General features: G+C 25.9%; 23 protein-coding genes, 1 tRNA gene and 1 pseudogene. 19 read left to right on the top strand and 6 right to left on the bottom strand.

What is annotated here, in order from left to right; genetic code table 11:
• Window positions 1-588: 588 nt before the first annotated feature.
• The gene (locus ACYQ44_RS08920) at window positions 589-1,848 is read left to right on the top strand and encodes an MFS transporter (protein ID WP_459996654.1); all 1,260 of its coding nucleotides are present in this window, start codon (window positions 589-591) and stop codon (window positions 1,846-1,848) included.
• 51 nt (window positions 1,849-1,899) lie between these two features.
• Here ACYQ44_RS08920 and thrS read toward each other — a convergent pair whose 3' ends face one another.
• The 4 genes from thrS to ACYQ44_RS08900 form a co-directional block, all read right to left on the bottom strand.
• The gene (thrS, locus tag ACYQ44_RS08915) at window positions 1,900-3,816 is read right to left on the bottom strand and encodes a threonine--tRNA ligase (RefSeq protein WP_459996652.1); all 1,917 of its coding nucleotides are present in this window, start codon (window positions 3,814-3,816) and stop codon (window positions 1,900-1,902) included.
• 20 nt (window positions 3,817-3,836) lie between these two features.
• Window positions 3,837-4,634, bottom strand: a complete 798-nt coding sequence (locus tag ACYQ44_RS08910; protein WP_459996650.1) for a RidA family protein — start codon at window positions 4,632-4,634, stop codon at window positions 3,837-3,839.
• A 12-nt stretch (window positions 4,635-4,646) separates the two neighbouring features.
• Window positions 4,647-5,711 carry a peptide chain release factor 1 gene (gene prfA, locus ACYQ44_RS08905; RefSeq protein ID WP_459996662.1) on the bottom strand — a complete coding sequence of 355 codons (1,065 nt, stop codon included), beginning with the start codon at window positions 5,709-5,711 and terminating at the stop codon, window positions 4,647-4,649.
• Window positions 5,712-5,783: 72 nt separating this feature from the next.
• The gene (locus ACYQ44_RS08900; RefSeq protein WP_459996648.1) at window positions 5,784-7,322 is read right to left on the bottom strand and encodes an ABC transporter permease; all 1,539 of its coding nucleotides are present in this window, start codon (window positions 7,320-7,322) and stop codon (window positions 5,784-5,786) included.
• Between the two features lie 25 nt (window positions 7,323-7,347).
• Here ACYQ44_RS08900 and ACYQ44_RS08895 point away from each other — a divergent pair, with 25 nt between their 5' ends.
• The 9 genes from ACYQ44_RS08895 to ACYQ44_RS08855 all read left to right on the top strand — a co-directional run bounded on the left by ACYQ44_RS08895 (window position 7,348) and on the right by ACYQ44_RS08855 (window position 15,630).
• Window positions 7,348-8,475 carry a metallophosphoesterase family protein gene (locus tag ACYQ44_RS08895; RefSeq protein ID WP_459996646.1) on the top strand — a complete coding sequence of 376 codons (1,128 nt, stop codon included), beginning with the start codon at window positions 7,348-7,350 and terminating at the stop codon, window positions 8,473-8,475.
• A 36-nt stretch (window positions 8,476-8,511) separates the two neighbouring features.
• A tRNA-Ala gene (locus ACYQ44_RS08890) sits at window positions 8,512-8,587 on the top strand.
• A 73-nt stretch (window positions 8,588-8,660) separates the two neighbouring features.
• Complete coding sequence (locus ACYQ44_RS08885; RefSeq protein ID WP_459996644.1) at window positions 8,661-9,485, top strand: HAD family hydrolase; 825 nt, start codon at window positions 8,661-8,663, stop codon at window positions 9,483-9,485.
• Window positions 9,451-10,263, top strand: a complete 813-nt coding sequence (locus tag ACYQ44_RS08880) for a hypothetical protein (protein WP_459996642.1) — start codon at window positions 9,451-9,453, stop codon at window positions 10,261-10,263. Before ACYQ44_RS08885 ends, ACYQ44_RS08880 begins: the two co-directional genes overlap by 35 nt.
• An 18-nt stretch (window positions 10,264-10,281) precedes the next feature.
• Window positions 10,282-10,902, top strand: coding sequence for a diguanylate cyclase domain-containing protein (locus ACYQ44_RS08875; RefSeq protein WP_459996640.1), 621 nt, complete (start codon window positions 10,282-10,284; stop codon window positions 10,900-10,902).
• A 47-nt stretch (window positions 10,903-10,949) separates the two neighbouring features.
• Window positions 10,950-12,212, top strand: coding sequence for a UDP-N-acetylglucosamine 1-carboxyvinyltransferase (gene murA / locus ACYQ44_RS08870; protein WP_459996661.1), 1,263 nt, complete (start codon window positions 10,950-10,952; stop codon window positions 12,210-12,212).
• Between the two features lie 136 nt (window positions 12,213-12,348).
• Window positions 12,349-13,494: an aspartate aminotransferase gene (aspC, locus tag ACYQ44_RS08865; RefSeq protein ID WP_459996638.1), complete on the top strand. Its 1,146-nt coding sequence runs from the start codon at window positions 12,349-12,351 to the stop codon at window positions 13,492-13,494.
• Window positions 13,494-14,852: a GlmL-related ornithine degradation protein gene (locus tag ACYQ44_RS08860; RefSeq protein ID WP_459996636.1), complete on the top strand. Its 1,359-nt coding sequence runs from the start codon at window positions 13,494-13,496 to the stop codon at window positions 14,850-14,852. The genes aspC and ACYQ44_RS08860 overlap by 1 nt, the downstream gene beginning before the upstream one ends.
• A 28-nt stretch (window positions 14,853-14,880) precedes the next feature.
• Window positions 14,881-15,630 (top strand): hypothetical protein, encoded by a 750-nt coding sequence (locus ACYQ44_RS08855; protein ID WP_459996634.1) that lies wholly within the window; start codon window positions 14,881-14,883, stop codon window positions 15,628-15,630.
• A 13-nt stretch (window positions 15,631-15,643) separates the two neighbouring features.
• Here ACYQ44_RS08855 and ACYQ44_RS08850 read toward each other — a convergent pair whose 3' ends face one another.
• Window positions 15,644-16,360: a glycerophosphodiester phosphodiesterase family protein gene (locus ACYQ44_RS08850; protein ID WP_459996632.1), complete on the bottom strand. Its 717-nt coding sequence runs from the start codon at window positions 16,358-16,360 to the stop codon at window positions 15,644-15,646.
• Window positions 16,361-16,595: 235 nt separating this feature from the next.
• Here ACYQ44_RS08850 and dnaN point away from each other — a divergent pair, with 235 nt between their 5' ends.
• The 5 genes from dnaN to ACYQ44_RS08825 are packed head-to-tail and all read left to right on the top strand — an operon-like array spanning window position 16,596 to window position 20,023.
• A complete protein-coding gene (gene dnaN / locus ACYQ44_RS08845; protein ID WP_459996630.1) occupies window positions 16,596-17,828 on the top strand; it encodes a DNA polymerase III subunit beta in 1,233 nt (410 codons plus the stop codon).
• On the top strand, window positions 17,825-18,295 hold the full coding sequence (gene ispF, locus ACYQ44_RS08840) for a 2-C-methyl-D-erythritol 2,4-cyclodiphosphate synthase (RefSeq protein WP_459996658.1): 471 nt from the start codon (window positions 17,825-17,827) through the stop codon (window positions 18,293-18,295). Before dnaN ends, ispF begins: the two co-directional genes overlap by 4 nt.
• The gene (nfi, locus tag ACYQ44_RS08835) at window positions 18,285-18,977 is read left to right on the top strand and encodes an endonuclease V (RefSeq protein WP_459996628.1); all 693 of its coding nucleotides are present in this window, start codon (window positions 18,285-18,287) and stop codon (window positions 18,975-18,977) included. The genes ispF and nfi overlap by 11 nt, the downstream gene beginning before the upstream one ends.
• Before the next feature lie 4 nt (window positions 18,978-18,981).
• A complete protein-coding gene (locus ACYQ44_RS08830; protein WP_459996627.1) occupies window positions 18,982-19,761 on the top strand; it encodes an inositol monophosphatase family protein in 780 nt (259 codons plus the stop codon).
• A gap of 4 nt (window positions 19,762-19,765) precedes the next feature.
• Window positions 19,766-20,023 carry a hypothetical protein gene (locus ACYQ44_RS08825; protein ID WP_459996626.1) on the top strand — a complete coding sequence of 86 codons (258 nt, stop codon included), beginning with the start codon at window positions 19,766-19,768 and terminating at the stop codon, window positions 20,021-20,023.
• Window positions 20,024-20,043: 20 nt separating this feature from the next.
• On the opposite strand, the gene ACYQ44_RS08820 is transcribed toward ACYQ44_RS08825, so the two are convergent.
• On the bottom strand, window positions 20,044-20,781 hold the full coding sequence (locus ACYQ44_RS08820) for a SagB/ThcOx family dehydrogenase (protein WP_459996625.1): 738 nt from the start codon (window positions 20,779-20,781) through the stop codon (window positions 20,044-20,046).
• Window positions 20,782-20,915: 134 nt separating this feature from the next.
• Here ACYQ44_RS08820 and ACYQ44_RS08815 point away from each other — a divergent pair, with 134 nt between their 5' ends.
• The 4 genes and pseudogenes from ACYQ44_RS08815 to ACYQ44_RS08800 all read left to right on the top strand — a co-directional run.
• Window positions 20,916-21,083: an AlbA family DNA-binding domain-containing protein gene (locus tag ACYQ44_RS08815; RefSeq protein WP_459996656.1), complete on the top strand. Its 168-nt coding sequence runs from the start codon at window positions 20,916-20,918 to the stop codon at window positions 21,081-21,083.
• Between the two features lie 153 nt (window positions 21,084-21,236).
• On the top strand, window positions 21,237-22,016 hold the full coding sequence (locus tag ACYQ44_RS08810; RefSeq protein WP_459996624.1) for an ATP-binding protein: 780 nt from the start codon (window positions 21,237-21,239) through the stop codon (window positions 22,014-22,016).
• Between the two features lie 65 nt (window positions 22,017-22,081).
• Window positions 22,082-22,570: pseudogene (gene msrA, locus ACYQ44_RS08805) on the top strand (peptide-methionine (S)-S-oxide reductase MsrA); the annotation flags it as partial.
• Window positions 22,571-22,662: 92 nt separating this feature from the next.
• The coding region (locus tag ACYQ44_RS08800; protein ID WP_459996623.1) for an AAA family ATPase at window positions 22,663-23,066 on the top strand (404 nt) is incomplete at its 3' end.

The raw sequence follows: 23,066 nt of genomic DNA, 5'->3' as shown, positions 1-23,066 counted from the left end.
ATGAATAATTCAAATGAAATATATTTAATAGGAATAAACATAGATTCTGAAAAGAGGAATATTGATGATTATGTTATAGAGAAAATATAAACTCCAGCGAAATCGCTGGAGTTTTTTATTGGGTTATAATAAAATACATTTATTTTAAAATTATTAAATTCGAAATTAAATATATTGAATATATAGAGTATTATTTTGTAAAATATATACATTTTAATCAAAAAAATCAAAATACCACTTGACATTATTTAAAAAAATTGATATAATATATTCGAAATTTAAAATTTGACTTTAAAAATTTTAAAGGAATAAAAGTGTGAATAAAAATTTTTCGGGGTGATTATAAGAAATTAAAAAAAGTGAAAGAAATAAAATTATCTTATGTAGTTTTTGAAAAGATGGAGAATTTAAAAGAAATATTAATTGAGTCAAAAAAATACCGATTTTAGGAGGTGTTCCTATGAACAAAAAAATTAGAAAAAATTACAAAAGAAAAAACTTTTCGTATTATGAGGGTTTTGAAGAAATGGAAAACTTAAAAGAAATATTAATTGAATTGAAAAGATATCAATTTTAGGAAGTGATAAAGTGAATAAAATACAAAAAAACAATTTTTTACTTTTTGTCTTAGGTAGAATTGTTTCATTAATCGGCAGTGGAATTCAAATGGTTGCAATGCCATTATTTATTCTTGATTTAACAGGCTCAGGAACTCAAATGGGTTTATTTGCAATGATAAGTATGATTCCAGCTTTAATAATAGCACCATTTGCAGGAGTTCTGGGGGATAGATTTAATAGAAAAAATATTATGGTAATAATGGATTATTTCAGAGGAGCAATAATATTATTTATGGCTTATTTGACATTTAACGATTATATTACATTAAGTATATTATTTGCAATGCAAGTAATAATATCGTTATTTGATAGTTTGTTTGGAGCTGCAACAAGTGCTATGATCCCAGATTTAGTCCCTGAAAAGGATTTAATGAAAGCAGTTTCAACAACAGAAAGTTTAAGTAGTGCATCAATGATAATAGGACCTGTTTTGGGTGGCGTTATATATGGTTTATTTGGAATGAAGTGGGTTTTTCTATTTAATGGAACATCTTTTATACTATCTGCTTTGAGCGAAATGTTTATAAAATACAAAAAAACGAGTAATTTATCATCTAAAATAAATTTAAAAATTTTTTATAAAGATATAAAAGATGCTATTGAATTTATTTTTGAAAGCACCGTATTAAGAAATTTAATGATCATGGCTATATTTTTAAATTTCTTGTTTAATCCGATGTTTGTTGTTTTGTTTCCATACACATTTAGAGAAGTAATAGGTTTTTCGCCACAGCAATATGGATTGTTAGAAACAATGTGGACTTTAGGAATAATGTTAGGGAATATTATTTTAGCTATATTCTTTTCAAAAAGTAAAAATAGAAAATTATTAAAAAATGGAATATATGGAATGGTTGGATTAAATTTACTATTAGCAATATTTTTAATACCACGAATTAGAGGATATTTTTCGATTTGGAAAATCTTTTTAATAGTTGGGAGCATAATAACTTTTATGGGGATTTCAAATGCATTTGTAAACACACCTATTTCTGTTTTTTTTCAAAGGATTATCCCCAATGAAAAAAGATCTAAAATATTTTCTGTCATTGGAGTTTTATTTCAAGCAGCAACACCTGTTGGTATGGCTATTATGGGATTTTTAGTTGATAAATACGAAGTTCATATATTATTCATAGTATTGGCTATTTTGATATTATTAGACGTGATAATATTTTCTAAAAAATTAGATTCAATAGATTTAACTCCTTCCCTTGAAACAGATTAAAAAATCCCCACAATTTGAAAAAATTGTGGGGAAGTATTTTTATAATAACTTTTAATAACTTAATTTTAAACTTCTATTTTTGATTTCTTCTTTAACAGTTTTTATGAAATCAGTTAGTTCTAAATCTTCGACAGTGTTTCCTTCTCTTGTTCTTACGTTATATTTTTTTGTTTCTAATTCTTTTTCTCCAATAACAATCATATATGGTATTTTTAACATTTGAGCATTTCTAATTTTATATCCAACAGTAGCATTAGATGTATCAACTGTTACTCTAAGGCCTTCTGAATCTAATTTATTATATAATTCTTTAGCAGCTTCAACATATTTGTCTGAAACTGGAATTATTGCTACTTGTTCTGGAGATAACCAAGTTGGAAAAGCACCAGCAAAATTTTCAATTAGAATACCAAAGAATCTTTCTATTGAACCATAAATTGCTCTATGAATCATAACAGGTCTTTGTAACTCATTGTTATGGTCGACATAATGTATATCAAATCTTTCTGGCATTTGAAAATCTAACTGAATAGTAGCACATTGCCATTTTCTTCCAATAGAATCTTTTATATGAAAGTCTATTTTTGGTCCGTAAAATGCGCCATCACCTTCATTAACCTTATAATTAACACCAGATTTTTCCAAAGCCTTTCTTAAAGCTTCCGTAGCAACTTCCCATGTTTTTTCATCACCCATATGATCTTCTGGCATAGTACTTAAATCCGCTTCATATTCAAACCCAAAAGCACTATATAATTCATTTGTAAAATCCATAACTTTTATAATTTCATCTTCTATTTGTTCATTTGTACAATAAATATGTGCATCATCTTGAGTAAATGATCTAACTCTAAATAATCCATGTACAACGCCACTTCTTTCATATCTGTGAACTTTACCAAATTCTGACATTCTAATTGGTAAGTCTCTATAACTATAAACTTTTGATTTATAAATCAATATATGCCCAGGACAGTTCATAGGTTTTACAGCATATTGAGTTTCATCTTTTTCTGTAAAATACATATTTTCTTTATAATGATCCCAATGTCCTGATTGATGCCATAATTTTATATTCATTATTAAAGGAGTTATAACTTCTTCATAACCATATTTTTTATGCAATTCTCTAGAAAATTCCAATAATTCATTTATAACTTTTGCTCCTCTAGGTAAGAAGAAAGGCATAGCAGGAGCTAATTCGTTTTCAAACATAAATAAATCTAATTTTGGTCCTATTTTTCTATGATCTCTTTTTCTTGCTTCTTCTAACATTTTTAAATATTCATCTAATTGATCTTTTTTTGCAAATGCAGTACCATATATTCTTTGTAACATTTTATTTTTTTCATTACCTCTCCAATACGCTCCTGAAACAGATAAAAGCTTAATGTGTTTTATTTTTCCAGTTGATGGTAGATGTGGTCCTCTACATAAATCGAAAAATTCACCTTGTTTATAATATGTAACTGTATCATCTTCAATATCTTCCAATAATTCTAGCTTATAAGGTTGATCTTTAAATAATTCTTTAGCTTCTTCTTTTGAAATTTCGAATCTTTCTATAGGTAAATTTTCTTTTATTATTTTTTTCATTTCTGCTTCAATTTTTTCTAAATCATCTTCTGAAATTTTTTCTTCTAAATCAAAATCATAATAAAATCCATTTTCTATAACTGGCCCAATTGCCAATTTTACATCTTTACCATATATTCTCATTACTGCTTGAGCCATAATGTGTGCTATAGTATGTCTAAAAATTACAGGTGCTTCAGGATCTTTATCTGTAATAATTTTAACTGTAGAATCTTTTTCAATAGGTCTTGTTAAATCATATAAATCACCGTTTACCAATGCACCTAAAGCTTTTCTATAAAGACCTTCTGAAATATTTTTAGCAATATCTGCAGCAGAGACACCTTTCTCATACATCTTTTCGGAACCATCTGGAAGTATAATTTTAATCATATATAATCACCCCTTTTATATTATTTCTTTGCTATACACGCTATTTCTATATCAACACCTTTAGGAAGTTTAGAAACTTCAACAACAAATCTTGCAGGATAAGGTTTTTTAAAGTAAGTTTCATATATAGCATTAAACTCCCCAAATTTTTCCATATCTGTTATAAACACGCTAACTTGAACAACATCTTTAAAAGAAAATCCAGCCTCACTTAAAACATCTTTTAAATTTTCCATTGCTTGCTTAGATTGTTCCACAAAAGATTTAGGAATTTCATTAGTTTCAAAGTTTATAGGAATTTGTCCAGAAACGTATAATTCATTATCTTTTAGAAGTGCAGGCGAATAAGGTCCAACAGCTGAAACTCCTTTTGGTATAATACCTTTTTTGTTATTAAAAAGTTTTATATGAATTTGTGTATCAAAAAAATCAAAATAATTCAAATTAAGAGTTTTGAATAATTTTGAAAGATGATCTTTGTCTTCAAAGAATTTAAAATAGTTATTTAAAATATAAGACAACATTAAATTATAAAAAACAAAATACAAAATAAATACATATACATTCATTTTTATTATAGATGTTGAAATTAAAAAAGACATTGCTAATATGACAATACTAAAATAATGAACGAAAATTTTTATACCATCTTTTTCCTTAGAAAATAAATATGTTCCAACAAGTTGAATTAATGTCATTAGTGTAAAAAAGAAAAGAAAAAAACCATTGACTTTTAAAGATGAAACTACTGACGAAAATCCTGTAATAAAAGTTAATATCCAGGAAAGTTTGTAAAAAACATCAAAATAAATCTTCACTTTATCTCCCCCTTAAAGTTCTAGATTTTCTAACTTTGCGTTTAAATCCCATTCCATTAATTTATCTATAATTTCATCAAGATCTCCATCTAATATGAAGTTCAGTCTATAAGAAGTAAAACCTATTCGATGATCTGTAACTCTATTTTGTGGGAAATTATATGTTCTTATTTTTTCACTTCTTTCTCCAGTTCCTATTTGAGAACGTCTTTTTGAGGTTAATTCCTCTTGTTGTTTCCTTAAAGCTTCTTCATATAATTTAGCTCTTAAAATTGACATAGCAGCTTCTTTATTTTGATGTTGAGAGCGTTCATTTTGACATGTAACAACTATACCTGTGGGTTCATGCACAATTCTTACAGCAGATTCAGTTTTGTTAACATGTTGTCCTCCAGCCCCACCAGCTCTATATGTATCTATTCTTAAATCCTTATCATCTATTTTTACATCAACATCTGTCGCTTCAGGTAAAACAGCTACAGTAGCAGTTGAAGTGTGAATTCTACCTCCAGATTCTGTTACCGGAACTCTTTGGACTCTATGAACTCCACTTTCATATTTTAATCTTCCAAAAACCCCTTTTCCTTTTATTTTTATAACCGCATTTTTGGTACCACCTATTCCAGTATCACTTAATTCTAATACTTCGTGTTTCCAATTGTTATTTTCAGCATATCTTAAATACATTCTCATTAAGTCAGAAGCAAATAGCGCAGCTTCTTCTCCACCAGTTCCTGCTCGAATTTCCATAATTATATTTCTTTCATTAATTTCATTACCAGGAATTAAAAGACTTAATATTTCTAAGTTATATTTTTTTATATTTCTTTCGGCTTCTTGAATCATGGATTGATACTCTTCTTCATCAATTTCTTCATCTTGTTTAAGGATGTCCAATGTTTCTTTATCTTCTATAGTACTTTCTAATTTTTCAAATAAATCTCTTAAAGTTGATAATCTATTATGTTCCTTGCCAAGGTGTTGTAATTGCTCAAGGTTAGAAGTAACATTTGTGTCAGCAAGTTTTTCTTCTACTTCTTTTAATTTTTCAAGAACTTTATCTTTAAAAGATAGTATATCCATATAAACACTCCTTAATATTCTTTTTTTGGTATTATATCATATTTTCTTTTTATCTTCAAAAAATTATTATTGTTCTTTATTTAAGAAAGAAGAAATATTAAAAATTATAAATATTATAATTATTGTTATAGATGCCAATGCTTGGCTTTCTAAATAATATCTTGCATTTGAAAGAGCGTAATTGACATTTGATATTAAAGGAAAATAATCTATAGATTGCATAGTATAAGAAATAGTAAACTCACCAAATATAATAGCAAATATTTGTAAAAAAACTGCTAATAAAGTGTTTTTTAGTATAGGTAATTCTATATAGAAAAAAGTTTTTAAAATGTTTGAACCATCAATTTTAGAGGCTTCTATTATAGAGTAATCAAAAGATAAAATTCTTTGTTGTAAAAACGTATAAGCAATTGGAACACTAATAATTATATAACCTATTCCTAGCAAAATTGGATAAGATATAGAATAATTAATGTTTAAAGTTAATAAACCCATTGCTAAAAAAGCCGATGATACACCTAATGAAGATATTACTAAAATATTGGATAATATCATTTGTTTATGAGTTTTTATATTTCTTAAAATCATATATGTAAAAAATACAACTATTAAACTTGATAAAAAAGATAATAAAAAAGTGTTATACAATGATTTAAACACAGGATAATATAAATTTAATTCTTTAGAAAATAAATTAGAAATTCCTTTAAGAGAAAATTTATTATTTATAAAATCAAAAAAACCTGATATCGTTCCTGTAAGTACCACTGAATATTCAAAAAGTAAATAAAATATGGAAAAAAGTATTAAAAAAATATTGTTTTTATATTTATAATTTTCATCTATACTAATTTCATAAATTTTGGGCAAAGATATGATATAATTTAATATCAGCAAAACCAAAAATTGTATTATTGCATAAGTAAGAGATTTTGAAAAATCCAAAGAACTTCTTAATGTTGTAAATATTGCAACTTCAAATGTAGAATATTTTATCCCTCCTAAAGATAATACTATTGCAAAACTAACAAAAGAATATGTAAATACTAAAAATGATGCTTTTAATATTGAAGGTAATATTAGTGGGAATGTTATTTTTTTAAAAATGTTCCATTTATTAGAACCATCTATAATAGCATTTTCTATATAATTTTTTGGAATAGACTTTAATGAATCTGATATATATTTTACAAATATAGGTGAATTATAAAAAGAATGAGCTAATACTATAGCTGTTAAGGTATAAAGTATATTAATATGAAATAATTTATAAAAAATTCCATTAGGACCATATAATAAAGAAAATGCTATAATTGTTGGAATAGGTGGAAAAATGAATGGTATAAAAAATGAATCTTCTAACAATTTACTTAAAGTATTCCTATTATTCGAAACATAAAAAGCCGGAAAGATCGACATTATAAATGAAAAAAATACTGATAATATTGATTGTATTAATGTAAATTTAAGTATCCTCAGTGTTCTACTTTTGGTTAATATGATAATAAAATTATTTAAATCAAAAAAGTGTAAGATTAAATTACCTACTGGAAAAATCCATAATAATAAAAATAAAAACAGAAAAATATATAATTTTTTCATAATATCCTCCTTAGGTGGTGAAATAATGAAAAGGGTTATGATTTTATTTTTTATCATTATTATCTTATCTACATTTTTATTGGCAAAATTTATATGGCCACCTTATTTGACCAACCAAGGTGAAACATATGCTACTATTAATTTTAAAACATTAGATGAAAATATTCAAGTCAATTTATATGAAGAAAATGTTTTAATTAATAAATATAACAAAATTTCACCAGGTTTAATTCATTTAAAAATTGAAAATTTATCCCCTGGAAGAAAATATAATTTTGAGGTTATAACGAATGATGATTATTACAAAGGATATTTTTTCACAAAAGATAACAAATCAAAAACTTTAAAAATTATTGTCTACGGTGATACTAGATATTATGATAAGCAACATAGAATGGTTATTGAAAAAATTATTAAAGAATCTCCAGAGTTTATAATAAATGTAGGGGATATGGTAGAAAATGGTAATGATATTAGATATTGGAATAATTTTTTTAATGTAATTAAAGGATTAAATGCGTTTTACTATCCAGTTTTAGGAAATCACGAAAGAAATTCTCAAACATATTATGAAGCTTTCGATTTACCTAAAGGCGATGGCGATTTTAATAAAAGATGGTATAGTTTTTCTTATGGAAATTATCATTTTATTATTTTGGATTCTATAATTTCATTAAATTCTGAAATGTTTAATGAAGAAACTCAATGGTTAATAAATGATTTGAAAAAAAATAAAGAAAAATATAGTTTTATTTTTTTTCATTATCCTTTCTGGAACAATTCTTCATATACATGGAGAAAACAAAATACACAATTAGAAAAACTATGGAGACCAATATTTGAAAAATACAATGTTAAAGTAGTTTTTAATGGGCATGTGCATGGTTATGAAAGATTTGAAAAAAATGGAATTACTTATATAACAACAGGTGGTGGTGGCGCTCCTTTTGATAAAGGAACACGCAAAAAATTTGTTCCAAATACGAAAAAAGTTGTTTTTGGAGTTTTGGAATACGTTGTTTTAGAATTATCTGATAATAAAATAAAAATTATCGTTAAAGGTGTAGGAGAATCAAAAAATTATGACATTCATAGTGTGAAACCTATAGACAGAGTTATTGATTATATAGAAATTAAAAATAAAGTATATTGACATTTAACAAAATTTATTATATAATAATCGTGGTTTGGGGTCGTGGCGCAGCTGGGAGCGCGCTACCATGGCACGGTAGAGGTCGTGGGTTCAAGTCCCATCGACTCCACCATTATGGGGAATTAAATTCCCCATTTTTTTTATTTTTCTAATTTAATATGATATAATTTGGTGGAGGGAAAAATATGAAAAAAAAGGTATTTATTTTTGATTTAGATGGAACATTGTTGAATTCAAATGAAAAAATTACACCAAGAACAATAAATGCCATTAAAGCCCTTTTTGAAAAAGGTTACTTTATTATTATTGCAAGTGGTAGAATGTATAAATCAACTAAATTAGTTGTAGAAAAATATTTATCTTTTTTAGATAATATTCCTATTATCTCATATAATGGAGCTTATGTTGTTTCACATACCGGAGAAGTTGTTTTTGAGTCTGATATCAAAAAGGAATATTCTATAGAAATAATTCAAGAAGCAAAAAAAGAAAATATTCATGTACAAATATATTTAAATGATGAATTAATAGGGGATAACAATAATGAAGAAATTAAACAATATTCAAAACATTCTGGTGTTGATTATAAAATAATTGATAATTTAGAAAATTATATTCTAAAAAGCAAAAACGGTCCAACAAAAGTACTTACAATTGCTTCTAAAGAAGTTCTAGATGAATTCCAGAAAAAAATGATTTCTAAATTTGATCATAAATTAAATATAGTTAGATCTTTTGATATATATCTTGATTTTTTAAATAAAGATTCCTCTAAAGGTAATGCTTTAAAAAAATTATCTCAAATATATAACTTTGACTTATCGGAAGCATATATTTTTGGAGATAGCGAAAATGACATTTCAATGTTGTCTTTAACAAAAAATTCTTACGCTATGAATAATGCATCGGAAAAAGTAAAATCTATTACAAAGAATATTGCTCCATCAAATGATGAAGAGGGTGTTGCTATTGTTATTGAAAAAATATTATCTGATCTTTCTCATTCTTAGTTTTTCTATATTGGTGTTTTCTGAAAAAATCCCCATATACAATGGAGAAAATTTCATAGGTTATTTAAATACTTCTTTAACTGACTCAACCAATCAAGAAATAATAAATGGCTACTGGTTAGATTTAACAGAAGTCGATGAAAATTTAGATTATTTTATCTTAGGTGCTTTAAATTCATATGATCTTATTTATCGTTTTTCAGAAGCACTGGGAAATTTTATTATAGATAAAGGTTATGATTTTATTATATTTGGAAATCTAAAGACTTTAAAGAAAAACTCTGACAATTTTCTTAATTATATTGCAAGTTCCCCTTATATTGTTTCTCAGGTTATATATACCATGATAAGAGGATTTGAAACTTCTGGACTTTATCCCATTATTTATCTTGATAAAGAGTATGATGAAGAAGTAAAAAAATCATTAGAACAAAAAGTAGGAAGAATAGATTATATGTCAAAAAAAGATAATCAAAATTATCTTTTTTATGATACAATAGAAGAAAAGATTATTTTTAACGGTGATTATTTACCAAAATTAAATTGGAAAATAATTAAAGAAAATGATATTAAGAATATTATTTCTGAAATATATAGAAATTCAATAATTATTACTGGTTGGTTAGGTGATAATTATAAAATATATTATAGAAAATTACCAAAAAATAGCAAAGAAAAGAGTGTTGTATATTTTTCAAAAAATGTGGAGGATATTATTAATGATTTTTTAGAAAATAATATAACTATTTATTCTGCAAAAAAGAGCTGGAATTGGTAAAAAACAGGGGGGATTTATATGAATAATGATTTTGAAAATAAGGTAATTCGATTAGAAAAAGAGAAAAATAAATTGAAGGAAGAATTGCAAAAAAAAGAAGAAGTAATTAATGATCTTAAAAATAATTTAGAGCAAATGAATTCTTTATTGGAGGAATACAATAATCTTACAAAAGAAGAATTAAATGCTTATAGTGATTTTGTAGAGGGATTTGTTGAAAGAAAATTTATAGATCCATCTTCGAGAGTTTATTCAAGAGAATTTTTTGATAAAGTCTTTTTCTTACTATTAGAAACAGCTTTTGAAAAAGGAAATAATTATGGATTAATAATTATTAAAATTCCTGAATTAAAAGATTTAAATTTTACCGGAGATTATCATAAAGGTCCTGAAATGCAAATTGGTAGAATTTTAAGAAATAATGTAAGATTACCTTTAGATTTAGTAATAAGATATTCTAAAGAAACATTTGTTATTATTATACCAGATATTGATGAAGAAACATTATTTAAAATTTCTGATAGAATAAAGTATCAACTAGTAAATTCTTTAAAATCACCTTCTGTTTTGGAATTTTACTCTTTTTATTTACCAAAAGACTTAACATCAACAAAAGATTTATTTAAATACTTTTCTTAATGTAGATTGGAGGATAAAAAATGGAACATAGATTGGAGATCGAAAGTATGGGAAAAATAAAAGTAATTGGCCCTCAAAAAGCAAAAGGGGAAATTGATATATCAGGTTCTAAAAATTCTGCTCTTCCAATATTAGCGGCGACATTGCTAACAGATGAAGACATAATTCTACATAATATACCAAATTTAGCTGATGTAAATACTATGATTGAAATATTAGAAACAGCGGGTAAGAAAATCACATGGGAAGAATCATCATTAATAATAAAAGGATGTTCAAATATAAATTCTGTACTACCATATGGTCCAGTAAGAAGAATGAGAGCATCTTTTAATGTTTTGGGTCCTTTAACTATAAGAAACGGTTATGCAAAAGTTGCTTTACCTGGTGGTTGTTCAATTGGTGTTAGACCTGTTAATTTTCATTTAGAAGGATTAAATAAGCTAGGAATAGATTCTCAAATAGAACATGGTTTTACAAATTCAAAATTTGTTAGTGCTGGAAAGAAAGTCCATATTTCATTGCCTTTTCCAAGTGTTGGAGCAACTGAACATTTAATTACTACAGCTGCTTTATTAAATAATACAGAAACTATTTTAACAAATTGTGCTCAAGAACCAGAAATAGTAGATTTGTGTAATTTTTTAATTTCAATGGGAGCTAAAATAGAAGGACACGGAACTTCTAATATAAAAATTCATGGTGTGGAAAAATTATCTGGAACTGAATATAAAATTATTCCTGATAGAATAGAAGCTGGAACTTATGCTATATTAGGGGCTATTTTAGGACAAAAAATAATTCTTAATAATGTTATTGAAGATCATATTTTTGCTTTACTAGATGTGTTTGAGAAAATTGGAATTAATTTTGAAATAAAGAATAATAAATTAATCATAAATGGAATATCTAAATTAGAATTATCTCCTGTTGATGTTGAAACTGCTACATTCCCAGGATTCCCAACAGATTTACAACCACAATTAATGGTTTTACTAAGTCTTATCCCAGGAAGATCTTCCATCACAGAAAATGTATTTAAAACAAGATTTAATCATGTAGACGAATTAAACCGTATGGGAGCTAAAATATTTGTAGAAGGGAATACTGCTATTATAACAGGGGTTACAAAATTATCTGGTGCTCCGTTAGAAGCAACTGATTTAAGAGCTTCTGCTGCTTTATTAATAGCTTCATTGATTGCTGATGGAGAAACAATAATAAATAATGTAGATCATATTTTTAGAGGATACGAAAAATTATTTGAAAAATTAGAAAAATTAGGATTAGAAATAGAATATTATGAATAAATGAGCAAGCGATTGCTCATTTATTTTTTTTAAAATATATTGTTTAATTTTTAACAAAAATGAGCTGATTTTGATATTGAAAATTTTTTCATAAAAGGGTAAAATATAAATAATAATACAAAATGGAGGGATTATTTTGATTTCGAAGATAGTAAAAAGTATTCAACCATCTATAACATTAGAATTAAATTCAAAAGCTATTGAAATGGAAAAAGCTGGATATGATGTTGTGAAATTGACCGCTGGAGAACCAGATTTTATTACTCCAAAAGAAATTATTGATAGTGCTTATAAAGCAATGATTGAAGGGAAAACAAAATATACTAATTCTGCTGGAATACTAGAATTGAGAAAAAAAATAGCTAATTTTATTAACTCTAGAAGGAATACTGATTATAATCCAGAAAACATTGTTATTTCAAATGGAGGAAAGCAAGCTTTATATAACACATTATTAGCTTTATTAAATCCTGGAGATGAAGTAATTGTATTAGATCCATCATGGGTAAGTTATGAGGCTCAAATAAAATTGGCAAGAGGCATACCTATTCATGTTCCAACTAAGTTTAAAAATAATTTTATTCCTAAAGCCTCTGATATTAAACCTTATTTAAGTGAAAAAACTAAAGCTATAATTATAAATTCCCCTAATAATCCTACTGGTGCTGTTTATCCTAAAGAAACATTTTTAGAAATATATGAGTTAATTAAAGGAAAAAATATATTTCTAATAAGCGATGAAGTATATGAAAAGTTGGTATTTGAAGGAGAATTCTATTCTCCAACACAAATCCCTGAATTAAAAGAAAAAACTATAATTATAAATGCTTTTTCTAAAACATGGTCAATGACAGGTTGGAGAGTTGGATATTCTGTAGCACCAAAAAATATTTCAAAAGAAATTAAAAAAATACAAAGTCATATTTCTTCTAATATTAATACTCCTGCACAATATGGAGCTCTTGCAGCTTTTGATGTAAATATAGATTATTATATAAATAAATTTAACGAAAGAAGAAAATTCGTTATAGAAAAGATGAAGGAAATAGACTTAGAATATGTTTATCCATATGGTGCATTTTATTTATTTATTAATATATCTAAATATGATAATGATGATATGAATTTTGCTAACCAATTATTAAATACAAAAAAATTGGCTGTTATTCCTGGAAGTGGTTTTGGAGCTAAAGGATTTATAAGAATATCTTATGCAAATTCAATAGAAATTTTAGAAAAAGGATTAAATAGATTATTTGAATATGTTCACGAGGTGAAATAATGAATATAGATTTATTAACAGCAGAAATTGGAAGCACAACAACCATTGTAACTGCTTTTGATAAAATAAATACAAAAAAACCTGTTATATTAGCTCAAGGAGAACATTATACAACTATAAATGAGGGCGATATAACAATTGGAATAGAAAAAGCTATAAACATTATTGAAAAAAAACTAGGAGAAAAACTATCCTGGAATAAATTTTTAGCTACATCCTCAGCAGCAGGCGGATTAAAAATGACTGTTCACGGGCTTGTGTACGATATGACTGTAAAGGCATCAAAAGAAGCTGCTTTAGGTGCTGGTGGAGTAATAAAATATATTACCGCTGGCAAGATGAGAAATTCCCACATAAGAAAAATACTTGAAATAAAACCAAATTTAATTTTTTTAGCTGGTGGAGTTGATTACGGAGAAGAAGAAATAGTATTACATAATGCAGAATTATTAAGAGATTTACCTCTAAATATTCCTATTATTTATGCTGGAAATATCGCGATTGTGGATGAAATTAAAGAAATATTATCTAATAAAAAACTATATATTACAGAAAATGTTTATCCAAAGGTTGATCAACTAAATGTTGAACCTGCAAGAAAAGTAATACAAGAGGTTTTTGCTGAACATATTATTCATGCCCCTGGTATGGAAAAGATAGAGCAATATGTAGATGAAAATATTATCCCAACACCTGCTGCAGTTATGAGAACTACCCAATTATTAAGTGAAATGTATGAAGATGTATTAACTGTAGATATTGGCGGTGCAACAACTGATGTTGATTCTGTAACTGAAGGTGATCCGGAAATTCAAAGTATTATGATAAGTCCTGAACCTATAGCTAAAAGAACTGTTGAAGGTGATATGGGAGTTTTCGTAAATGCTCATACTGTCATTGATTTGATAGGCGAACATAAACTAAGAGATAAATTTAAAAATTATGACGAATTGGTAAAAGAAATTTCTCCATATCCTAAAAATGAAGAAAATGAAAAATTTATGGCTGAATTAGCTAAATATTGTTTCATAGAAGGAATTAGAAGACATGCTGGAAAGAAAAAATATATATATACACCTTTAGGAAGAAAAACAATTGCTCAAGGTAAAGATTTAACATCTATTAAATATATCTTTGGAACTGGTGGTGTATTAACAAGATCAAAATTTAATAAAAAAATTTTAACATCTATAATAGGAGAGCATAAAAAACATCCAAACGAGCTATTACCTAAAAGCATTAAAAAAGTGGGTTTTGACAAAAACTATATTTTTGCCCCTATTGGCGTAATTTTGACAATTGACAAAGATATTGCAATAAATATATTAAAAGAAGATTTAGAATTTTTTGATATATGATATAATAAAAATGAAAGGGGGCGGTGAAATGAAAAAATTATTTATTATTTCTTTGCTTGTATTTTCTTTAATAGTTTTTGGTGAAAGATTCTATTTAATAAATGGTAATGTAATAGACGGAAAAATTATTCAATTTGAAAAAGGAACTTTTTTTGTTCAAGATGAAAAAATTATTGAAATTCCAGAAAATAATATAATAAAAATTGAGTTTCTAAAAGATACATACGAATATGAATTTAATATGCCAAAAGATTATAAAAAATGGAAGTTGGGTGGAAGACAAGAAAATGGAAGTTTAATATATGAAGATATTGTAGATGATCAAAATTGGTTAAGAATTCATAAAGATGGATATACAGAAAACAATTTATATATGGATTTTGAACTACCTTTTTTTAACAATACAAAAATTACTTTTTCATCTGAATTAATGGGTTTTACATCCAAATCTTTAAATTTATCTGAAGATCAATATGCAATAGCTGGAATAATATTTATATTTTTAGACGATAACAAAAAAGAAATTTCAAGAACAGCTTATGCATGGAGTACTGATGCTTACCCATTTAAAAAACACGAGTGGATAAACAGATTATATGCTTCAATATATAAACCATTTAAAATCTCTTTAAATGCAAATAACTTTTCTAAAAACAAAAAAGTTAGTTATTTAAGGGTTGTATTTTGGACGTATTGCAGTGCTAATGATAGAGAATTATCGGCCGATTTATGGATTAAAAATGTAAAATTGAATATTTCTGTAATACAAAAAAAGTAAGGCTACAAAAGCCTTACTTTTTATAATAGTTTACAATTAATTCCACATTATCGGTTATTAATCCATCAAAATATCCTTCCAAATGTTTAAGTGTTTTTATATCATTTAATGTCCATAATACAATATGAAGGCCTACTTCCATATATTTTGAAATAAGTGTTTTAAAATTATTTAATCCTATCATTTCAATACCTTCTACAGGTAAATTAAGTGAATAAAAGTTTACTTCTTCATGTAAAGGCATAATTTTCTCAATCATTTCTTTTTCTTCAATTAACAAACCCAAATCTGCTTTTTTATCTAAAAATCTTAAAGTTTTTAATACCTCTATATTAAAAGATGAAAATAAAACTCTATCCAAAGCATTAAAACTTTTTACTGTATTAAATGCCATTTCCGTTGCTTTTATATCTTTTATTTCAACATTAATATAAGCATAATCAGGTAATTTTATAAATACCTCTTCTAAAGTTGGGACAGGTTCTCCGTTGATTTTAATTTTTTTAATTTCTTTTGAAGTTAAATCATTGATTTTAGTTTTATCTCCATTTATTTTTTCAAAATTATCATCATGATGAATAATTAGAGCACCATCTTTAGATAATTGAACATCTAACTCTACACCATCCGCACCAAATTCCAAAGCTTTTAAATAGCTTAAAATAGTATTTTCTGGATATTTTGCCTTATATCCTCTATGACCAAGAATTACCGGTCTATCGGTTATCATTAAAATTCCCCCTTATTTCAATATTATGTGTTGTTATATTACATCATACTCTTAAAATATAAAAAATAAATTGCATTAAATATAATAATAAATGATAAAATATTAATTTATAATATTTACTTTAAATCATAATATCTTTTTTATTATACTCTAATTTTGTTAAATACTTGATTTTTATATACTTTTTATTGTAAAATAGTATATAAAGAAAAAATATAATTGAGGAGGCAAAAATATGATTTATAAATTACAAGTAGAAAGAAGCAAATTAAATTCTTTAATGGATATGGCTTCTAAAGCTATCGCAAAAAAAACTACTAATCCAGTGCTTTCTGGATTTAAATTTTCAGTAAAAGATAATGATTTACATATGTATGCTACTGATTTGCAAACTGCATTCCATAGTGTGATTAAAAATATTATTTTTGAAAAAGTAGAAAAAATAACTGATGACTTATTTGAACTTGTTAGCGAAGATTCGGAAAATGAAAATATAGAAGAAAAAGAAATTTTATTCGAAACTACTGAAGATGATGTAGAAATAAAACCAGAATTTGTTGTTGATGCTTCTAATTTTATTGAAATAATAAAAAATTTAAGTTTTGAAAATATTGATATTTATTTAGAAAATAAAAATATTAAAGTTATTGCCGGTAAATCAGAATTTTTATTACCTACAATGGATCCAGAAGAATTTCCAGAAATAGTTCCAAATAAAGTAGAAGAGGGCATTATAAAATTTGAAAGACAAAAATTATTATCTATGATTGAAAGAGTAATATTTTGCGCTTTAAGAGATTCGGAAAATATGTCAAGAAATTTGAATGGGACTTATTGGGATTTTAGAGAAGGAGGATATCTTACACTAGTAGCAGCAGATGGTTATAGATTAGCATTATCTGAATTATCTATGGATATGTTAAATACTCCACCTTCATTTTTATTATCGCTAAAAAGTATGGAAGAACTACTAAATGTTTTAAGAGGTTCAAAAACTGAAATAGTAGAATTATTCTTTGATGGATCTAGAGTTTTATTCTTTCTTGATGATGACAATATAGAAATTATTTTAAACGTGGTAGATGCAACATTCCCTGATTATGTAAGAATAATTCCTCAAGCGTTTAAGACAAAAGTTATTACTTCAACAGATTTGTTTCTAAAGGTGTTAAAAAGAGTTTCAATTGCTGCAAAAAATGATCAAATAAAAATGGAAATAAAAGATAATATTATGGAATTAACAGCTAAATCACCTGAAGTAGGTTTAGCTGTTGAAGAATTAGAAATTGAAAAAGAAGGTGAAGATATTATAATTGCTTATTCACCTAAATATTTAAGAGAAGCTATAGATCATATTGGAACATCTGAAGTAGAACTAAATATCACAAACGAGAGCTCACAAACAATGATAAAACCCGTCGGAGATGATTCATATATGTATATTGTAATGCCCGTGAGGTTAAAATAGTGAGAATAGGATTTGGATATGATGTTCATCCATTTGAAAAAAATAAAAAATTATATATTGGTGGTGTTGAAATACCTTCTGATAAAGGGTTAAAAGGGCATTCTGATGGGGATGTCCTTATTCATTCTATTATAGATGCATTATTGGGTGCAATGGGGATGGAAAATATTGGAGAACTTTTCCCAGAAACAAATGAGTATAAAAATATAGATAGTAAAATACTATTAAAAAAAACTATGGAAAAACTTAAAAATATAAAAATAATAAATATAGATTCAACTGTAATCACTTCATACGTGCGACTGAATGATTATAAAGAGGAAATAAAAAATGTTCTTTCAAATTTAATGGGAATAAAAAAGTCACAAATAAATATTAAAGGAAAATCCGGAAATGGTTTAGGAATTGGTGGTAAAAATGAAGGAATAGAAGCATATGTGGTGGTATTAATAGAAAATGAAAGTTAATTACATTCATGACTTTGAAGAATTAGATGTGAAAAAATGTATTGAAATACAAAATGAATTAATTAAAAATTTAGAATTAAAAAAAATTAATTTTACTCCAAAAATAGTAGCAGGAGTAGATCTGTCTTTTCACAAAGAATATGGTATAGCAATAATAATAGTAATAGATGAAGAATTCAACGAACTTGAATTAGTATACCATTATCAAAAAATAGAATTTCCATATATTCCTGGATTATTAGCTTTTAGAGAACTTCCAGTTTTTTTAAAAGCATGGGATAAATTACAAACTAAACCTGATATAGTATTTTTTGATGGTCAAGGAATTGCTCATCCAAGAAAAATGGGAATTGCCACTCATGGTTCGTTTTTTATAAATATTCCAACAATAGGAATAGCAAAATCAAGATTATACGGAAAATATGAAGATTTATGTAATAAAAAAGGATGCTATTCATATTTATACGATAAAAATAATGAGAAAATTGGAATAGTTCTGAGAACAAGAGAAAATGTAAAACCTGTTTTTGTATCTCCTGGAAATTATATAACAGTAGAAGATGTAAAAGAAATAACATTAAAATACACGCGTAGATATAAAATACCAGAACCAACAAGACTAGCTCATATATATTCTCAAAAAATAAAAAAGGAATTACTATCAAGAGAAATATTGGGGTGATAATATGGATATTTTGCAGGTAATGATAAAAGCTGCAAAAGATGCTGGAGAAATACTTTTAATGAAAAAGAAAAAATTAAAATATATTAAAACAAAAAAATCATCATCTGATTTAGTAAGTGAAGCTGATTTAGAATCCCAAAAATTAATAATAAATACCATTATGAATGAATTTCCAGATGCTATAATATTAGCTGAAGAAAATTGGAATGGGGATAAAAGAATATTAAAACACGGTAAAAAAGTATTTGTAATAGATCCTTTAGATGGTACATTAAATTATGTTCATGGAATGGATTTTTATTCAATTTCAATAGCAATGATTGATGATGGTGAAATTAAATATGGTGTAGTTTATTTACCTGAAACAGATAAACTATATTATTCTGAAAAAAATAAAGGTTCATATTTAAATGGATTAAAATTATTTAGAAAAAATGATAAAAATTTATCCGAGTCTATGTTTGTTACAGGATGGCCATATGAACCAGAATTATTTAAAAAAGCCTATGAATCTATTTCTAAAATACAAAAAGAAATACATGAAGTAAGAATATTAGGTAGTGCTGCAGGAGAACTATGCATGTTAGCAGAAGGAAAAATCGATGGTTATTGGGAATATGGTTTAGGACCATGGGATTTAGCCGCAGGTGTTCTTATAGCTAAAGAAGCGGGAATGGAAATTTATGGAATATCTAAAAAGGAATTTGATCTATCAAAAGGTGAAATTATAGCAACATTTAAAAATAATATAGATAAAGTATACGATATTTTGAAGGAGTGATTTTGTGGGAAATTTTGAAATGGAAGTTCTTGAAGTAAAAGGAGAAAAAATAGAAACATGGAAATTTAAAATAAACACCAATAATAAAACTTCTATAAAATTATTAAAAGAGATTGTAGATTATATAAATGGAACAAATATAAAATTAGTTATTGATCCAATAGATGAAATATTTGCAAATATATATTTATATCCACAAGAAATTTTTACTCCAATTGATAGAGATTTTTTCATTGAAAGAATAAATAAAATAGTGGAATAAGCATAGCTTATTCCACTATTTTATTTTACCTTTCCAACTGGAGCTAAATAGACAACAAATTCATTATTTCCATCAACACCAATTAATTTATCCATTAATTCTTGGTCATAGGCTGCTACAGCACAAGTGCCACAATTTATAGATTCAGCTGTTAAATAAAGATTTTGACAAACATGTCCTGCATCAATAGCAATAGTTTTATGTGCTTCAAATGAATATTTCCACTCTGTTCTGTAAGGAATAGCACTCCAAATAAAAACAACAGCGCTTTTTCCAATAAAAGTTTGACCTAACGTGGCTTTAATAATTTCTTCAGAAAAATCTCCTTTTTTAATTAATAAAAGTTTATGTATGGTTGGTATATACCTGTATAAACCTTTATCAACACCACCAACATTAAAAATCAACAAATACGTTTCTAATGGATGAGTTGCACCAGCTGAAGGAACTGTTCTAAAAGTCACTTTGTCTTTCACAATATTTTTCACACCTTGAGTATAATAAAGTAAATATGATAATTCTTCTAATGTTATTGAGATACTTTTAAAATTTCTTCGACTTTTTCTATTATCTAAAATATTTCTTAAATCAACATTACCTAACTTTATCTTTTTAACAGGTATTAAATCAACAAATTCCCCATTTTCATTAAAAGGTTTAATATACGGTGGAATAGGAATTCCTTTTTTTCTATCTGGAACCTCAACCTCTAAATCTTTCCAATTTGACTTCAAAACATCTCTTCCACATTTTTTCATTTTTTCACCTCCATATTTTGATTATAACATATTTAAAGTGAAGATTGGATTTTTTGTGATTGTATTGAAATAAAAACTGTGTATAAATATATGTTATAATAAATAATATAGAAAATATAAACTGACAAGATAAAATTTCAAATTTAATTTCCGAAAAATGCGTTCCTATAATTATTCCTGAAATTTATATAAAAAATATTAAAGGTAAAAACTTATTAATTGTTGAAATATATCCTGGTCAGATGAAACCATATTTTTTGAAAGAAAAGGAAAATGTAAAAAAAGCATATATAAGAATTTGATCAACAACAAGAGTAGCAGATAATATAGTATTAAAATCGTTAGAAAGGGAAAGATTAAATATTTCTTATGATGAAGAATTATTTTTTTATGAAATAGATAACATTGGTTTTAATATAATAAAAAAGGATTTTGAGAATTTAACAGGTAAAAAGTTGGATGAAAATAAATTGTTTAATCTTAAAATTATAAAAAAATATAATAATAAAATTTATCTTACAATTGGTGGAGCTTTGATATTAGGGTTGAGAGAACAGTTTGAATACTCTGGAATAAAATGTGCTAGATTTAAAGGAAATAATATAAATGAATTTATAGATAGCAAAGAATTTACGGGACCTTTATATAAAATTGTTGAGGATGCGATAAATTTTGCAAAAATTTATATTGAAAGAAATGTTATCATAAAAGGATTAGCTAGAGAGGAAAAATATATTGTACCAATAGAAGTACTTAGAGAAGTAATTGTGAATGCAGTAGTTCACAGAGACTATTCAATTAATTCTGATATAAAATTTGCAATTTTTGATAATAGAATTGAAGTAACATCACCAGGTGGCCTTCCAGGAAATTTAAATGTAGAAACAATAAAAGATGGTCGTTCAGAAATAAGAAATAAAGTTATTGCTAGATTTTTTAAAGAAATTGGATATATAGAACAATGGGGAACAGGCATAAGAAGAATAATAGAATTATGTAGTAAAAATGGATTAAAAAAGCCGGAATTTATAGATGATGGAAGATATTTTAAAGTTGTTATATATAAAATTATCGAAAATAGAGATGCTTTTATAAAAGTGTTAGATTTTATTCTAAAAAATGGTAAGATTAAACGAAAGGATATTGAAAAAATTTTTAATGTTGGTGAAAGAAGGGCAAGAAATATATTAAAAGAATATGTTGAAAAAAGTATTGAAAAAATGTGGGTCAGGTAAGAATATTTATTATAAATTGACAAATTTTAAATTATAATAGTGAGGTGTTATAAATAGAAAATACTGAAAAAATTTATTTTGCAGCAGGGTGTTTTTGGGGAGTAGAACATTTACTAAAAAAATTAGAAGGTGTAACCGAAACAAGAGTTGGTTATATGGGAGGTCATTTGGAAAATCCTACCTATGAAGATGTATGCACCGGAAGAACTGGGCATGCTGAAACTGTAGAAGTAATATTTGATCCGAAAGTAATTTCTGAAGAGGAATTAATAAAATATTTTTTTGAAATACATGATTTTACAGAATATAATAGACAAGGTCCTGATGTAGGAACACAGTATAGAAGTGTTATTTTTTATACTAATAAAAAACAAAAGGAAATCGCAGAAAAATTGAAAAAGAAATTAGAAGAAAAATATCCAGTTGAAACATCTATAGCAGAGGCCAAAAAATTTTATTTAGCAGAAGACTATCATCAAAATTATTATGAAAAAACGGGTAAGCAACCATATTGTCATTATAAAAGAAACGTTTGGGTTAATTTTAAATTATAATAGCCGTATTAGTGGCTATTTTGAGAACATAAAAATTTTATGTAAATGATAAAGAGAAAAAGTTATTTTTTACATGTGGAGGCGGTGGCTTGATGAAAAAATTACCAATAGGCGTACAGGATTATAAAGAAATAATAGAAGAAAATTATATTTATGTAGATAAAACAAAATATTTGTATAATCTAATAAACAGTGGAAAGTTTTACTTTTTCTCACGCCCAAGAAGATTTGGAAAGAGTTTAACAATATCAACATTATACTATCTATTTAAAGGTGAAAAAGAATTATTTAAAGATACATACATATATGACAAATGGGAATTTAAGGAATATCCAATAATAAAACTTGATATGTCAGATAATACATTAATAACATTTGAGAAATTTATAAAATCCTTATATGATAAAATAAATGAACTGTATGCAAATGAAGGTATAGAACCAACAACAGATGATATTCCAACAATGTTTGGAAACTTAATAATAAAGTTAAGCGA

The organism is Marinitoga arctica, assembly GCF_054657315.1.
The sequence above is the reverse complement of the archived record's forward strand: the minus strand, read 5'-3'. Positions and strand labels throughout refer to the sequence as shown.